This window comes from Shewanella decolorationis (assembly GCF_004354305.1).
In the GTDB taxonomy this organism is placed as follows: Bacteria; Pseudomonadota; Gammaproteobacteria; order Enterobacterales; family Shewanellaceae; genus Shewanella; species Shewanella decolorationis.
Genome location: NZ_CP037898.1, coordinates 4,203,594 through 4,220,511, shown reverse-complemented (window position 1 = coordinate 4,220,511; position 16,918 = coordinate 4,203,594). Strand labels below are relative to the sequence as shown.

The 16,918-nt window shown below is 47.3% G+C and carries 11 protein-coding genes; 10 read left to right on the top strand and 1 reads right to left on the bottom strand.

What is annotated here, in order from left to right:
- Nucleotides 1–299: 299 nt before the first annotated feature.
- The 3 genes from EYR25_RS18825 to EYR25_RS18815 all read left to right on the top strand — a co-directional run bounded on the left by EYR25_RS18825 (nt 300) and on the right by EYR25_RS18815 (nt 5,231).
- Nucleotides 300–2,963, top strand: a complete 2,664-nt coding sequence (locus EYR25_RS18825) for a TonB-dependent receptor (RefSeq protein WP_133182162.1) — start codon at nt 300–302, stop codon at nt 2,961–2,963.
- Nucleotides 2,964–3,024: 61 nt separating this feature from the next.
- A complete protein-coding gene (locus tag EYR25_RS18820) occupies nt 3,025–4,560 on the top strand; it encodes a tryptophan halogenase family protein (protein ID WP_133182160.1) in 1,536 nt (511 codons plus the stop codon).
- A 17-nt stretch (nt 4,561–4,577) separates the two neighbouring features.
- Nucleotides 4,578–5,231, top strand: a complete 654-nt coding sequence (locus tag EYR25_RS18815) for a putative 2OG-Fe(II) oxygenase (protein ID WP_243729916.1) — start codon at nt 4,578–4,580, stop codon at nt 5,229–5,231.
- 37 nt (nt 5,232–5,268) lie between these two features.
- Here the strand turns inward: EYR25_RS18815 and EYR25_RS18810 are convergent, their stop codons facing one another.
- The gene (locus tag EYR25_RS18810) at nt 5,269–6,171 is read right to left on the bottom strand and encodes a sulfite exporter TauE/SafE family protein (protein WP_133182156.1); all 903 of its coding nucleotides are present in this window, start codon (nt 6,169–6,171) and stop codon (nt 5,269–5,271) included.
- Nucleotides 6,172–6,661: 490 nt separating this feature from the next.
- Between EYR25_RS18810 and EYR25_RS18800 the strand changes: the two genes are divergently transcribed.
- The 7 genes from EYR25_RS18800 (at nt 6,662) to nagX (ending at nt 16,667) form a co-directional block, all read left to right on the top strand.
- Nucleotides 6,662–7,648 (top strand): substrate-binding periplasmic protein, encoded by a 987-nt coding sequence (locus tag EYR25_RS18800; RefSeq protein ID WP_133182154.1) that lies wholly within the window; start codon nt 6,662–6,664, stop codon nt 7,646–7,648.
- On the top strand, nt 7,648–9,135 hold the full coding sequence (locus EYR25_RS18795; RefSeq protein WP_023267601.1) for a methyl-accepting chemotaxis protein: 1,488 nt from the start codon (nt 7,648–7,650) through the stop codon (nt 9,133–9,135). Before EYR25_RS18800 ends, EYR25_RS18795 begins: the two co-directional genes overlap by 1 nt.
- 28 nt (nt 9,136–9,163) lie before the next feature.
- A complete protein-coding gene (locus EYR25_RS18790; RefSeq protein ID WP_133182152.1) occupies nt 9,164–11,971 on the top strand; it encodes a family 20 glycosylhydrolase in 2,808 nt (935 codons plus the stop codon).
- Nucleotides 11,972–12,195: 224 nt separating this feature from the next.
- Complete coding sequence (nagK, locus tag EYR25_RS18785; RefSeq protein WP_023267599.1) at nt 12,196–13,104, top strand: N-acetylglucosamine kinase; 909 nt, start codon at nt 12,196–12,198, stop codon at nt 13,102–13,104.
- Nucleotides 13,105–13,162: 58 nt separating this feature from the next.
- The gene (gene nagB-II, locus EYR25_RS18780; RefSeq protein ID WP_133182150.1) at nt 13,163–14,161 is read left to right on the top strand and encodes a glucosamine-6-phosphate deaminase NagB-II; all 999 of its coding nucleotides are present in this window, start codon (nt 13,163–13,165) and stop codon (nt 14,159–14,161) included.
- A gap of 43 nt (nt 14,162–14,204) precedes the next feature.
- Nucleotides 14,205–15,341 carry an N-acetylglucosamine-6-phosphate deacetylase gene (gene nagA, locus EYR25_RS18775; protein ID WP_133182148.1) on the top strand — a complete coding sequence of 379 codons (1,137 nt, stop codon included), beginning with the start codon at nt 14,205–14,207 and terminating at the stop codon, nt 15,339–15,341.
- A 138-nt stretch (nt 15,342–15,479) separates the two neighbouring features.
- Entirely contained in the window at nt 15,480–16,667 is a 1,188-nt protein-coding gene (gene nagX, locus EYR25_RS18770) for a transmembrane glucosamine N-acetyltransferase NagX (protein ID WP_133182146.1), read from the top strand.
- Nucleotides 16,668–16,918 lie beyond the last annotated feature (251 nt).

Sequence of the window (16,918 nt, the reverse complement as noted above, 5' to 3'; positions counted from 1 at the left end):
CATTTACCGCGTATAGCAATGCCGAATTGTTACAAACTGAGGCATTTTTCAACTGTTAACACTCGGTTATAAGTTGTAATTTTACGTCAGAATGCTTAAGTGTCTATTTTTGCTTGAATATATTAGATTTACCCTTCTCAACGCCTCACTTTATGACATTTTTTTTCGTCCAGAGTTATTTTGTTGTGGCAAGGCTGTTAATTATTGTGTAATGTTTGCACTAGACATGACAGCGTTGTCATTCCATCGGAATGGTTATGAATACTAAAACGATAATAAAGTTATGGAAGGGAAACGAGATGCGACCATCATCCTTTAAGAAAAGTGTACTAGCTACAAACATTGCTATCCTCCTCGGCAGCGCTGTTTCAATCAGTGCTATTGCGGCAGAGGCTGAAGCAGCCGCTGCGGCAGCAGTGCCTGAAAATATTGAGAAAATTGAAGTGCGTGGTATTCGTGCTTCAAACAAAGCCAATATCAACGAAAAACGATTTTCAAATGCGGTTGTTGATGCAGTAACGGCTGAAGATATCGGTAAATTCCCTGATTCTGACGTAGGTCAAGCTTTAGGCCGCGTTCCTGGTGTGACTGTTGGCCGCACATTTGGTCAAGGTAGCTCAGTTTCTATTCGTGGTACCGATCCGTTAATGACGTTGACTACGCTGAATGGTCAAAACGTTGCCTCAACAGGTTGGTATGATCAAATGAACGTCGACCGTTCATTTAACTACTCTATGCTGCCATCAGAACTGATTGGTGGTATGGAAGTGTATAAGTCTACTCAAGCTAACCTCGTTGAGGGTGGTATCGGCGGTACTGTCATTGTTAAGACTCGCAAACCGTTAGATATGGACGCTAACTCTGTATTTGCCTCTGTTAAAGGTGAATATGGTTCAGTGAACGAAGATGTTGCACCTGAGTTATCTGGCTTATATAGCTGGAAAAACGACGATGAAACCTTCGGTGTCTTACTTGCTGGATCATACATTGACCGTGAATATCTGCGTACTGGTACTGAAGCGGATCTCGACTGGGGTGGCCGTTCTTCAGTTCAACCATCAAGCTTCCTGCAAGAACAAGAGCGTACTGCGCTCGATGCAACTGTGCAATTCCGTCCAACAGACAATTTAGAGTTTGGTGCTCACGTACTGTCACTCAAGCTTGGTGCTGATAGTATTGGTGCCAACATGTATATCGAAACCGACACAAACTGGGGTGAAGGTGCTTCTCACTGTAAACAGTTTAACGCTGCGGGTGTGTGTACTCTGAGCGTCACTCCTGAAAGTGACCCATCTAACGTGTTCTTCCAAAACTGGGCACGTAAAGGTGAAATGACGTCTGATACCTTTGAGTTAAATGCGGACTATAGAGGTGACGGTTTTGCTATCTCTGGTGTAGCGGGTAAAACCAAGGCTGAAGGTGGTACTCAGATGAGTGCTAACTTTGGTTATGGTTGGTGGGGTGACAAGTTTGGTCAGGTGAAATGGGCGGGTACCGTTGATGCAACGGGCAAGCAAATTGATATCAATGGCCGCGACATGGGATTCACCCAAGATCAGCTAGACACTACAGTGGGCACTTCAACTTGGACTGGTATAAAAGGTCCTAACTCTGACGAAGAAACTTATCTGCAGTTAGATGTTGATTTTGATTTAGATTTTGGTGTTATCAATAAGTTTGAAACCGGCGTGCGTTACACTCAACATGAATTTGAAAAGAGTGAATACCGTGCAATTTACGATCCTGCTAAGAAGAATGAGTTCAAGACTTCAGATCTTTACAGCGGCACCATGAAATTAGGTTACGACGGTTGGACTATTCCTAAAGCCGATCTGGATGCAATGATCAACGCGACTGAATCTCTGGTTGACCAATTTGCTTATAGCCGTTCAGCTTACGGCCTCATCGAAGAAGATAACTTCTCGATGTACGGTATGTTCTCATTCGATGGTGAAGGTTTCCGTGGTAACTTCGGTTTACGCTATATCCAAACTGACGTGACTTCTAGCGGTCATATCATCGATAACTCGCCTGCAGACATTTTAGGTGTGAACCAAGGTTGGAGTGAAGAGATCCATAGTATCAGCGATAGCTACAGCGATGTATTGCCAAGCTTTAACATCTCTTTCGATCTTGCGCCTGATTTGATCCTACGTATGTCAGCAGGACAAGCAATTACTCGCCCTAACTACGATAACTTGTTCTTATCAACATCAACTGGTTATCCAGATGATAGACGTGGTAACGAAGAGATCACCTACGGTAATCCTGGCTTAAAGCCAATGAAGTCTTCACAAGCTGACTTAAGCCTTGAATACTATTATGGCGATGGCAACTTAGTTTCTGCGACATACTTTATCAAAGATATCAGTAACTTCATTGTGGCAACTACCCAATATAATCAACAGATTGGCGTCGTGAACAATGACTTAGAAACCCCTGCCGATAATTGGACTGTAAACAATTATGAAAACGCGGGTGGTGGTGAGATCGATGGTATCGAGTTACAGTTAAACCACGCTTTCGAAAATGGTTTCGGTGTTAACGCCAACTATACCTACGCTGATGGTACCGCTCCTGCTGAAGTGTACACTGATAACATTGGTATGTTTACTGAGTCCTCTAAGCACAGTGCTAACTTAGTGGGTTACTGGGAAAATGATGATTTCTCAGCTCGTGCAGCTTATAACTGGCGTTCTGAGTACATGGTTCGTGAATACGGTAAATACTATGGTAACCGCATGCACGATGCCTTTGGTACTCTGGATGTGACTTTAGGCTGGAACGTGACAGAAGCCATTGCTTTACGTCTTGAAATTGTTAACTTAACCGCTGAAGACGATGTGCAATATGGTGCAGCGGGTGTAGGTACGGAAGTTAAACCTGCACTACAAGACGATTTCCCAACATGGTCATTTAAAGGCGAAACGACCTATAAGTTAGGTGCAAGTTTCGTATTCTAATACCTAGTTAAGTCTAAAAGCCCAGTTTCGACTGGGCTTTTTTATAGATGAGCCAAAGTCGATGAAAATCAAACGCATAGCAATAATTGGTGGCGGTACAGCGGGTTGGTTAGCCGCAAACCATTTGGGCGCAGAGTTATCTCACGACCCTGAAATCGAGATCACCCTGATAGAATCTTTAGACGTGCCGACCATTGGCGTGGGCGAAGGAAGTGTGCCTTATCTTGCCAAAGGGTTAAAGTGTTTTGGTATTTCAGAGGCTGAGATGCTACTTACTTGCGATGCAACTTTTAAGCAAGGGATTAAATTTGTTAATTGGTTAGATCCTAAACAACATGGAGAAAATCATTACTATCATAGTTTTGATACACCCTACCCGGCGGGTGTCGATGTGTCGAACTATTGGCTGGCAAATGCTGCCGCTCGGCCGTTTGATGATGTAGGGATCCAAGCTCGGATCTGTGAATTAGGATTATCGCCTAAACGTAAAGGTTCTGGCGATTATGAAGGCGCACTGTCCTATGCCTATCACTTCAACGCCTTGAAATTTGCAGGGCTTCTCGCTAACAACGCTAAGTCGAGATTTAACGTAAAGCACCAATTTGCCACGATTAAAGGTGCCGAAGTTTGTCAATCCGGCCGAATTACCCATTTAGTGACTGCGGATGATACTTCACTTGCATTTGATTTTTATGTGGATTGCAGTGGATTTGCTTCAATTTTAATCGATAAAACCCTCAAAGTGCCTTTTGTGAGCAAAGCCAATGAGTTACTAACTGATACCGTACTTGTTCAGCAGGTTGCACTGGGCGCCGATGAGGAGATTAACCCCTATACCACTGCGACGGCCCATAAAGCGGGGTGGATTTGGGATATCCCGCTCACGACTCGGCGTGGTACTGGTTTTGTGTATTCTAGTCGCCACATGAGTGATGATGAAGCGTTAGGCTTATACGCCGACTATCTAAATGTCGATAGAGCTCAATTTAATCCGCGTAAGATTCCAATGAAGGTTGGCTACAGAGAAACATTTTGGCACCACAATTGTGTTGCATTAGGTTTAGCACAAGGCTTTGTGGAACCGCTAGAAGCAACATCGATATTGGTATCGGACTTTTCTGCTGAATTACTTGCACGTAATTTCCCTCGACATTTGGAAGATATCGATGTGCTCACGCCGCACTATAATCAGGTCACGACCTATGTGTGGGAAAGAGTCGTGGACTTTATCAAATTGCACTATTGCATTTCTGATAGAACAGATTCGGATTTCTGGCTCGATAATAAAAACAGTGAGACTATATCTCAGGAGCTACATCAGCGACTTGCACGTTTTGCTTTAAGGCCTCCCCATGCATCTGATTTTTTTGGGCGTTTTGAGTTGTTCGATCATAAAAATTTCCTCTATGTGCTGTATGGCATGAAATTCAACACGGAAGCCACTGTCTTATCTGCGCAAGAAGTTAAGCATTGTGAAGCATTAATGACAGGGAATGACCAGCTAGTCGTTAAAGCTGCCTCAATGCTGTTAAAACATCGAGATTGGCTTGAAGGCTTAAAGCAGGCCTTTGAGCAGGCTCGTTCTACAAAGGTTTAATTTCAATCTGGATGGCTATGATGTTAGTGCCAATATTTGATAACGCAATCTGTGTCTATGATTTTGAGCAGTATGATAGTTTTGAGGGTAAAAACGATACTTACCAGATAATTGATGCCTTGTTTGCGTTACCAGAAGTGCTAAATGAGGCCAACGTACCCGATGCTAATGGGGGACGAGCCTTGTCTACGGTTCACTTGTATCAAACCCATCCTATTCCTCATTTGTTAAATTTTAAGTCCAATCCTCTCGGGCGTTGGATATTGATGTGTATTTTTGATGCGGCGATACAGCTAGGATTTGATAAAACGAGAAATATTCGAAAGTTAAAGTATCACCGTTCCTGGGCTAATCGTATGGAGTATGGTTGTGATGCCGTGGCTCATAGGCATGCGAATGATGATTGGTCTATACCGCATTTAGTTGCCATTTATTACACAGATGTGCCTGAAAATAGCGCTGATTTAGTGTTTATTCAGGATGATAATCGGCAGGTTATGCGTGGTAAGTCATGCAGTGAGTATCCATTGGCGCAGCAATATAGAGTCCGTTCACAAGCGGGGAGGTTGGTTTGCCATGATGCCCGTTTCTTACATGGCACAACGGTCCATAAAAACACCTTGCCTCGGACTTGTTTAGTGATAGAGGTCGGCTTCCCTCCGCTGGATTGAGTAACATTTTCAGTTCTAATTTCCGTCTGTCAGAAGGTCAAATCATTACAAACCCAGTCAAGATTATCCAACTTGAGAAAAACAGCTTTAAGGTTTTGACTGGGAGAAATAGCGCCAGTTTTCGCGCTAACAAGCCGCCGATAATTGCACCAGGGCCTGCAAACAGTACTAGCTCGAATAGGGCATGACTGCTACTTGAAAACACATATATTGGGCTTGCTGACCAGACGGTAATCGCCGATACCACCACTCCGATGGCAACGGCCATCTTGGCACACACTCCCCGTAACATCAGATAGATCACTAAGAGTTCCCCCACGCCAACCGATAACCAGGCGGTGATGATCCCGCCCAAGTAGCCAATTATTGCTAGCCAGCAATAGTCTAGGGCGATGAGGCGATGGCTTTGAAGAGTATGGCGCTGGCTGCTGATAATGATCGCTATCCCTAATACGATAGAAAAAAGGCTAAAGCTAGTATGCAGCGAGGAAGGAGAGTTCAACTGCCATAATTGACTGCTCCAAAGGCCAAGTACTGAGCAGGTCGCCGCTAATAAAATACTTGGAATAAAGCCTGACCATGTTTTGTCTTGATGATGGTGTCGTCGATAGTAGCCTGACCATGAAATCGCCCCTGCCGTCATACCAAAACACTGGATCATAAATGAGGTAGAGACACTCTGAGCTTCACTGAAATTTAAGCTGGAAAACACTGGAATAAAGATCACTCCACCTCCGGCTCCCGTGGCATTTGCAAAGATGGCTCCCGTTATCCCCAAAAACAGAAACTGACCGTATTGTTTTATTAACTCAACGGGTTGATGAAATTGGACAAACCAACATAGCCATGCACTCAATAGCACAAGGACGATTGTCATCGCTCGATAATATTGGCCGAGGTTAATCTTTCTGCTTTTGAAGATAAGGTCATATGGCAGCATTTTGAGTGATCGCGAGGGATGGGTGAATTGTTGCATGCATGTTATCAGCCGAAGACAGCGTTGTCACACTGGTGTTGAAATAAAAAGTTAAAACATAATTCATTGATATTTAATGGTTAAAAGTGTTTCGACTAAAAAAATACCGATAAATGTCAAAAAAATGTAGAAAACCTGTTCTTTCTTGTGTAATTTAACTAATGACAACGCTGTCATCTGCTTGTGTGATTCGTTGTTTAGTAAGGTCTGCATGAAGAGGATGAGGTCTCCTTATTCATGTACTTGGCAGAAGTATTGCTGGTCGGGCGGCGATACGTTTGTCTTTAATATTTTGATAGTCTCTCCCCAGAAACTAGCGTTGGCTGGGTACTGTAAGCAGTGCCCAGCCATTTTTTTAGGTAGAGCGACCTTGCTTAGGATAAGCAGACAAGTTAGCGGCATTAAAAAATAAAACTCGCTGGATATTCCAGTCATAAAAAAGAGGCTGCGATTCATGGTTATTCATATTGCTACACTGCTTGGCAGCGTAGTAACGACTCTCGCTAAACGTTTATTGATGCCCATCCTTGAACTTTGGGCGAGCATCATGCTTTGCGCTTTTAGTTTCACCGCGATAGCCGCCATGGAGTCGGCGTCGTTTACGCTTTCAAATGCCGCTGCTGCAGGCGCTTCTACGGCGAACAGTGCCGCTCCCATCAAGATTGTGACCACAATCCAACAGCAGTGGCAGTTTAATCTCCTCAAAGAAGCGCTGCGCCGTTCAGGTCAGTCCTATCAGGTCGAACAAATGTCGACGCAGATGAACCAAAAACGTAAGGTCGAAGAAGCGCTTGCTGGTACCGTCGATGTTTTTTGGAGCATGACTTCTAAGGAGCTTGAGGAAACCGTGCTCCCGGTTCGTATCCCTTTGTTTAAGGGATTACTCGGTAACCGCCTGTTAATTATCCGTAAAACGGATGAGGCTAGATTTGCCAATGTAAAAACGCTGGCGGATTTTAAGCGATTAAAAGCAGGGCAAAACCGCTATTGGCCCGATGCCAGCATCCTGGAAGCCAATGGTTTGCCTGTCGTAACTAGCTATCAATACACCAATCTGTATCCGATGTTAGAGGGTGGCCGATTCGACTACCTCGCCCTCGGCGCGCAGGAAATTGGCGATGAACTTGCAAGCCACCCCGATCCCGCGCTGAAAATTGATACTCACATCCTGCTGCAATACCGCTCGCCGGCATATTTTTTTGTGTCCCCCAAACGTCCTGAGTTAGCGGCGGCAATCTTAGCAGGGCTCGAAAATATGATAAGCGACGGCAGCTTCGATGAGATGTTTAATCGCGAGCTTAAAATAGACAAGCTCTACCGTGATGCCCAGTTCGAGCAGCGCGTCATTATTCGTCTTGATACGCCAGATTTAAGTCCCTTAACCCCCATTGAACGCCAAGAGTTGTGGTTAGATCTATTTAGTATGCAAGGTGCAAAATAATGAAAACATTAGCCTTAAAAGTACAAATTGGGTTAGCAGCAGCGATATTTATGATAGTCAGTGTGCTATTTGGGGTGTCCTATTGGTTGGCGAGCGATAGCTTAGCCAGCAACGAAATGGCCTTTGAAGACAATACCGTTGCTAATCTTCAAGTCACCATGGCGCAGCCGATTTTTACCTATGACTACGAGCAGATCCGTGCCGTGTTGTCTGTCATGTTAAAGTCTGAGCAAATCTATCAAATCACCGTTGTGGATCATCGGGGTAAGTTGCTCGCCGAAGACAAACAAGCCGAGACCGTTGCCGCAAGCGACCTACAAACAAGAGAGTTACAGTTCAGCGACCAAGGGAATCCGACTGGGCGTTTAACCATTGCCTTCTCTACCTTGCCAGTTAAGGCGCAATTATCCGACTTACTGCTGGGGTACTTTTTACAGGCACTACTGATTCTAGCGGGCAGTCTGTTAGTGATTTTCATCATTCTTAAACGCTTGGTAATTAGTCCTCTGGATAAGGTCGTCGCTGCGTTAGAAGAAATCGCCAATGGTGATGGTGATTTAAGCCACAGATTACCCGTGGAGAGTGAAGATGAAATCGGCAAACTTGCTAATGCTTTCAACGGTTTTGTCGAGCAAATTCATGGCACTATTACCAGGGTGCATGAAACCTCGGGCCTACTATTGGGCGATGCTAAGGCGCTGGGCACGCTGTCGCAAAGCAACAACCAAAGGGTGCAGGCTCAGCTTAAAGAAACCGAAGCCGCGGTCACGGCCGTGACTCAGTTGAGTGCCAGTGCCAACGAAGTGGCCATCAATGCTAAACGTACCGCCGATGCGGCAACCCAAGCCGATAGAGCTGTTGACGATGGCCAGCGTCAGTTTGACTCGGGTTTAGCCATTACCCGTCAATTGGCGCGTGAATTAGCGCGTTCTGCTCAATCGGTATCGCAGCTACAACAGGAAACCCAACGCATCGATGAAGTTGTGGTGGTGATCAGCAGCATTGCCGAACAGACTAATTTACTTGCCCTTAATGCCGCCATTGAAGCCGCCAGAGCGGGTGAGCAAGGGCGTGGTTTTGCCGTCGTTGCCGATGAAGTGCGCTCTTTAGCGAGCCGCACCCAACAGGCGACGGGAGAAATCCAAAAAATGATCCAACAGGTGCAGAGCCGAGTTGCCGAAACCGTGAATGTGATGCAATCGAGCCAGACCCTTTCCAATCAAGGGGTCAACCGTTCGGAAGAAATTAAGCTAGTGCTGTCTAAAGTGACTGATTTAGTTTCCAATATCAGTAATATGAATATCGAAGTTTCCCATGCGGCGCAGGAGCAAACCTGTGTCACCGAAGCGATTTCTCGTACGTTAAATGATCTTGCCAATGTCTCAGGTTCAGCCTCCCTCGATAGTGAGCACTTAGCACAATCGAGTGAGCGACTGTTTCACCAAGGGGAAAGACTGCGGACGTTAGTAACTTCCTTCAGATTGTAGCCATTTCTGAAGCTAGAAAAGGAATATCATGAATAAAACGATTGCCGCCACCGCGATTTTATTGGCTCTGGGTTTAACGGCCTGTAGCGACGCGCCTAAAACTGAGGTTGTGCCTAGCTCAAGCTCCGTTGAGCAAGCTAAGCTCAGTCAATTAACCCAAGCGCAATTGCAGCAGTTTGGGGATACCTTGGGCGTGAGTTATCGCGTGCTCACCAACAGGCCTGACGATAATTGTGACAAAGCCGCCGCCGAAGGTCGTTGTTTTGTTGCTGAAATCGATTTTGTCCCAGAGGTTGAGCTTAAGAGCCGAGATTGGGCAATTTATTTTAGCCAGATGCGCCCGGTTCAATCTGTTGAAAGCAAAGAGTTTAGTATTACGCATATCAAGGGCGATCTCTATCGCATCGAGCCCACCGAGGCATTTAGCGGTTTTAGCAAGGGCGAGAAAAAGACCTTAAAATTCCGCGGTGAGCTATGGCAGCTATCAGAAACCGATGCCATGCCCAACTATTACATAGTTGCTGGCGACTTATCGCCCGTGGTGATCGCCAGCACGCAAGTGAAGCAAGATCCAGAAACGGGAATGGAAGTGCGCCCCTATGTTGAGGCGTACACCGATATGGTGAAGCAGTATCGCCGTACCGATGCGGATAAATTAGCGCCTGCGACACCTGCGCAGCTATTCAGCAATAATCAACAGGTCAGTGAAGATGCCAGCTTAGCGGTCAATACCATTATCCCTACACCGCAAAAAGTCGCTATCCACAGCCAAGATAAAGCCGTGTCACTGACCTCTGGTATTAAACTGGATTTCGGCTCGGTCACCAACGCATCTGCGGCGCAACAAGCTTTGGATCCTGAACAATTGGCGGCGGCACTTTCCCGTTTAGCACGTTTAGGTGTTAATGAGTCTGAACAAGGTTTGGTGGTAAAGCTGAACTGGCGCCAAGGCGCTGAGGGCAGCTATCTGCTGGATATTAAAGCGGATGCGATTGAGATTGCCGCTGCCGATGCTGCAGGGTTTTCCTATGCGTTATCGTCACTTGCTAGTTTGATTGATGTGCAGGATCTGCGCGTAAATACCATGACGATTGAGGACAGCCCAAGGTATCCCTTCCGTGGCATGCACATCGATGTAGCCCGTAACTTCCATCGCAAGGCGTTGATCTTTGAGCTGCTGGATCAAATGGCGGCGTACAAGCTCAACAAATTGCATTTACATATGGCCGACGATGAAGGTTGGCGCTTAGAGATCGATGGCCTGCCTGAACTGACTGACATCGGCAGTAAGCGTTGCCACGATCTTGAGGAAAATACCTGTCTGTTACCGCAGCTTGGTAGTGGTCCTTTTGCCGAGTCGAGCGTTAATGGTTTCTATAGTAAACAAGACTATATCGATATTCTCAAATACGCAGATGCGCGCCAAATTCAAGTGATCCCTTCGATGGATATGCCTGGCCATAGCCGCGCGGCGATAAAATCCATGGAGGCGCGTTATCGTCGATTACTGGCGGAAAACGTAGAGCTTCAAAACACTGGCAAAGTACAGGTTGTCCCTGTGCAGGAAGCGGCAAACCAAGTTAACACAGCGGTAAAAGCGTTAGATGCGGGCGCTCGTCAATTGCAAGCTGAAGGGAAAACCACGGCAGCCGAGCAATATTTGTTATCCGATGCAAACGACAAAACGGTTTATTCTTCGGTGCAGTATTACAACGATAACACCCTGAACGTCTGTATGGAGTCGACCTATCAATTTGTCAATAAAGTCATTGATGAAATTGCCAAGTTACACCAAGCCGCGGGCCAGCCATTAACCCGCTACCATATCGGTGCCGACGAAACGGCAGGGGCGTGGAAACAATCACCCGCCTGTTTGGAGTTTGTGGCTAATAACGATAAAGGCGTTAAGTCGATAGATGACTTAGGCGCTTATTTTATCGAACGAATTTCGACTATGTTAGCGGCAAAAGGCATTGAAGCGGCTGGTTGGAGCGATGGTATGAGCCATGTGCGCCCAAGCAATATGCCTGCAAAAGTCCAATCCAATATTTGGGATGTGATTGCCTATAAGGGCTATGAGCATGCCAATCAGCAAGTCAACAACGGTTGGGATGTGGTGCTCTCAAACCCTGAGGTGCTGTACTTCGACTTCCCTTACGAAGCGGATCCTAAAGAGCATGGCTATTACTGGGCAAGCCGTGCGACCAACGCACACAAAGTGTTTAGCTTTATGCCGGACAACTTAGTGGCAAACGCGGAGCAGTGGACCGACATTCAAAATCTGCCTTTTGAGGCCGACGATAGGGCCCGAACTGATGAGAAGGGCAAACAATCTGGCCCAAGGGAACAAGGTAAAGCCTTTGCCGGATTACAGGGCCAACTCTGGAGTGAAACCATCCGCAGCGATAACACAGTGGAATATATGATTTTCCCACGTTTACTAATGCTGGCTGAGCGTGCTTGGCATCAAGCCGCGTGGGAAGTGCCATATCAATATCAAGGCGCTTTGTATAATCAAACTACTGGGCATTTCACCGAAGCGATGCGTGAGGCTCAGGCACAATCTTGGCAGCAAATGGCCAACACCTTAGGGCATAAGGAGTTTATCAAACTCGATAAAGCAGGTATCGATTACCGAGTGCCGACCGTCGGCGCCGAGATCCGTGACGGTAAACTGTTTGCCAACGTGGCTTATCCAGGACTTAAGATTGAATGGCGACAAGCGAGTGGGCAATGGCAATCCTATCAAGCTGGGCAGGCGGTAACGGGCCCCGTTGAGATCCGAGCGATCGCGGCCGATGGGAAACGTAAAGGCCGCAGCTTAGTCGTTAATTAATGAAGTAGTTATATCTGGCTGTATTTTAAAATAAAAATACAGCCTTTTTCTTTTTCACTTTCAGCCATTTCTTCCGTCTGACATTTGATTAGAAATTGCTTCAAAAAGTAAATGACAACGCTGTCATTTTTGCTGTAACATTGAGTTAACTAAAGTTGAGTGTCGTATTAACGGCATAAGTATAAGCAACGGTAGCGCTGCATTAAGAGATGAAGAGGGGTGTCATGGGGTTAGTCCAGACAAAAGATCAACAACTGTTTATCGGTGTTGATGGGGGCGGCAGTAAGTGCCGAGCCACTATCTATACTGCGGACGGTACCGTTTTAGGGACAGGTGTTGCTGGGCGCGCTAATCCGCTGCATGGTCTTGCACAAACATTTGCATCGATTGAAGCATCGACTCGCCAAGCTCTGCTGGATGCGGGCATGAATGAAACCGATAGCCATTTACTCGTCGCTGGCTTAGGGCTGGCGGGAGTCAATGTGCCGCGCCTGTACCAGGATGTGATCAGCTGGCAGCATCCGTTTGCAGCCATGTTTGTCACAACGGATCTTCATACCGCTTGTATCGGTGCACACCGCGGCGCGGATGGTGCGGTGATCATTACGGGCACAGGCTCCTGTGGTTATGCCCATGTGGGTGATGACAGCTTAAGCATCGGTGGCCACGGTTTTGCGCTGGGCGATAAGGGCAGCGGTGCTTGGCTTGGCTTAAAAGCTGCCGAGCATGTGTTACTCGCCCTCGATGGCTTTGCCGCACCGACCGCCTTAACTGAGATGTTGTTAAAGCATTTTGGGGTAAGTGATGCCTTGGGCATCGTCGAGCATCTCGCCGGTAAGTCTTCGAGTTGCTATGCCGAATTAGCCAGAAGCGTACTCGATTGCGCCAACGCCGGTGATGAGGTCGCTCGCGGGATTGTGCAGGAAGGGGCCGATTACATCAGTGAAATGGCACGCAAGCTGTTTAGTCTTAATCCGGTGCGCTTCTCGATGATCGGTGGCCTTGCCGAACCGCTACAGGCATGGCTTGGCAGCGATGTGGTGGCCAAGATTTCTGAAACTTTAGCGCCGCCAGAATTAGGTGCCATGTACTTCGCTCAGCAGCAATTTAACTCAGTCAACATTAATGAATAAGCCGTTTTAGCGCATCAGTGCTAAAGCAATACCCGTATTGATTTGTAAGGTAAATAACATGACAAACACTATTATGGAGCAAGAAGCTCGCACCGCGCCGCAGAAGATTGCGGGTCAGTTAGCCGCTAACGCCGATTTAATGCAGCAGTTAGGTGAGAAACTGCGTGCTTTCGATCCCCGTTTTGTGATGATTGTGGGCCGTGGTTCATCGGACCATGCGGGTGTATTTGCTAAATATCTTTTTGAAATCGAAGCGGGTGTACCCACCTTTGCCGCCGCGCCATCAGTGGCTAGCGTTTACGGTAAGAGCTTGAAGTTAGAAGGCGGATTAGTGATTGTGATTTCGCAATCTGGCCGCAGCCCTGATATTTTAGCCCAGGCGCGTATGGCGAAAAACGCCGGCGCGTTTTGTGTGGCGTTAGTGAACGATGAAACCGCGCCAATCAAGGACATCGTCGATGTGGTGGTACCATTACGTGCAGGCGAAGAAAAAGCCGTAGCTGCAACCAAGAGTTATCTCGCGACGTTGTCAGCGATTTTGCAATTAGCCTCGGCGTGGACGCAGAGCGAATCCCTCGCCGCCGCAGTTAACTCCTTACCTCAAGCACTGCAAACTGCGGTGGATACGGAACCACAATTGACTCCAGCATCGGTTGAAAACGTGAAAAACTTAGTCGTACTAGGCCGTGGTTTAGGTTATGCCGTGTCTAAAGAAATCGCACTTAAGTTAAAAGAAGTGTGCTCTATCCATGCCGAAGCCTTTAGTAGCGCTGAGTTCCTCCATGGTCCTGTGACCTTAGTGGAGAAAAAACTCACGATTGTGGATGTCTGCATTGGCGATGAGTCGTACGCTAGCCATATCGAACAGATTGAAAATGTGAGTCAACGTGGCGCCGATTTAGTGCATTTAAATCAAACATCGACGGATATTCACCCACGTGTTGCGCCGTTAGCCTTACTACAACGTTTTTATATCGACGTGGCTTCAGTCGCGATTGCCCGTGGTATTGACCCTGACCAACCCGCTGGGCTGAAAAAAGTCACTCAAACGCTGTAATGAATGGCCGTTGTCGCCGCGTTAATTTGAAAAGAGGTTTGGGATGAAATTCACCTTAATTGCCGAGCAACTGTTTGATGGTGAAGCCTTCCATCGGGATGTGCCTGTCACCATTGAAGATGGCCTGATTGCAAGCTTAGACACCGCATCGGGTGCTAAGGAAATTCGCTACCCAGGCACCCTAGTGCCAGGTTTTATCGATGTGCAAGTTAACGGCGGTGGCGGCGCGTTATTCAATAGCAGCCCAACGGTCGCTTGCATTGAAACCATAGGTAAGGCACATGCTCGCTTTGGTACCACTGGCTTTTTACCTACGCTTATCACCGATGATGTGCAGGTGATGGCCAAGGCTGCCGATGCGGTTGCCAGTGCGGTCGCGCAAAAGAGCGCTGGCGTTTTAGGCGTACATTTTGAAGGCCCGCATCTTTCGGTACCTAAAAAAGGCGTGCATCCACAAGGTTTTATCCGTGAGATCACCGAGGCTGAACTGGCGATTTTTTGCCGTCAGGATTTAGGGATCCGAGTGGTGACCTTAGCGCCTGAAAATGTCTCCCCCGAGGTGATCCGCCCGTTGGTGGAGTCTGGCGTTAAAGTGTGTTTAGGCCACTCTAATGCGGACTACGATACCGTTGTCGCAGCATTAGCGGCGGGGGCGACAGGCTTCACTCACCTCTACAATGCCATGTCACCCTTAGGTTCCCGTGAGCCTGGCGTGGTGGGTGCGGCGATTGAGAGTGAAACTGCTTGGTGTGGTTTGATTGTCGATGGCCACCATGTGCATCCAGCGGCCGCAAGAGTTGCCCTGCGCGCTAAACCCCGTGGCAAAGTGATGTTGGTAACTGATGCCATGCCGCCAGTAGGCATGGATGATGAAACCAGCTTTGAGCTGTTTGGTACTCAGGTACTGCGTGTCGGCGATAGATTAAATGCGGTGACGGGTGAACTGGCGGGCTGTGTGTTAGACATGGCGACCGCGGTTGAGAACAGTGTGAAGATGCTCGGTTTACCACTCGGTGAGGCCTTGAGAATGGCGTCTTTGTATCCAGCCGAGTTCCTTGGCATTGCCGAGAGCGTCGGTCGATTAGCCGTAGGGCAGCGTGCCGATTTAGTGCTGCTAGATAATCAACACAAAGTGCTGGCCAACTATATTGCTGGAAATGCGGTTTATGTTCGCCCTTAGTCTGGGGTGAGTCAGTAAAGCGTTAACCTTGGCCCTTGTCGTATTTTGATGACAGGGGCTAAGTTTTTTTATTGTACAGTCTGCATTTTGCTCAAAAGTTATAAAATAATTTAAATAACAATAATAAAGGATAATGGTATGAGTACGACTGCGCCGGGATCTATCACCAATACGGGCGTGAATGCTCAGGAGGCTGCCGCGAAAAAGAGTCAGTCAAAACCGCGGTTGATGTCCCTTGATGCCCTGCGTGGCTTTGATATGTTTTGGATTTTAGGTGGCGAAGCCCTATTTGGCGCCTTGCTTATGTTGACGGGCTGGGGGGGCTGGCAATGGGGTGATACCCAAATGCACCATAGTGAGTGGCATGGGTTTCGCTTCTATGATTTGATTTTTCCGCTGTTTATTTTCCTCTCTGGTGTTGCCCTAGGATTATCGCCAAAACGCTTAGATAAACTGCCAATGCATGAGCGTATGCCTGTGTATCGCCACGGGATTAAGCGGCTGTTTCTTCTTTTATTGCTTGGGATTCTTTATAACCATGGCTGGGGAACAGGGGCGCCTGCCGATCCTGAAAAAGTCCGTTATGCCAGCGTATTAGGTCGAATTGCCTTTGCGTGGTTCTTCGCCGCCTTGCTGGTGTGGCATACCAGTTTACGGACCCAAGTGCTGGTGGCCTTGGGCATATTGGTGGCCTATGGCGCGGTGCAACTCTGGTTGCCGTTTCCTGGTGGGCAGGCTGGTGTGTTATCACCGACTGACTCTATCAATGCTTATGTGGATAGCCTTTTATTGCCGGGTGTGAGCTATCAAGGACGAACGCCCGATCCTGAAGGCGTGTTATCGACGCTGCCTGCCGTAGTCAACGCCTTAGCGGGTGTGTTTGTCGGTCATTTTATTGTGAAATCCCATCCTAAAGGGGAGTGGGCTAAGGTTGGCCTATTGAGCGTTGCCGGTGGTGTTTGTTTGGCCCTAGGCTGGTTGCTGGATGGGGTTATTCCCGTCAATAAAGAGCTGTGGACCAGCTCTTTTGTGCTGGTCACAACTGGTTGGAGCATGCTGCTGTTAGCGCTGTTTTATGCCCTAGTGGATGTGCTGAAATGGCAAAAACTCGCATTTATTTTTGTGGTGATAGGCACTAACGCCATCATTATTTATCTGGCCTCCAGCCTAGTAGATTGGAAGTATATCGCCCAGAGTGTGTTCGGTGGCGTTATCGCGGCATTGCCGGAAAATGCTCAGCCCTTAGGAGCCGTGATTGGTTTGCTCAGCGTTCAATGGTTAGTACTGTACTGGATGTATCGTCGCAATATTTTTGTGCGGATCTAACGTTGGAATCTGATTTATCTTCAAGCCACAGACTCACCTCTGTGGCTTTTTTATTTCTATTAAAGAGAGGGCTCATAGCATTTATGGCCGTAAATCAGATATTAACTGAGTGTTTGTGGCTCATTTGGGGGCAAATAAGGCCATTTTGCGGGCTAAATCGCAAATGACAGCGTTGTCTTTTTGTGTTGTTTGTTTTAACATCACTGAAACAATGGTGCGTTTGGATGATAACATTAGCCATTGCAGATGAG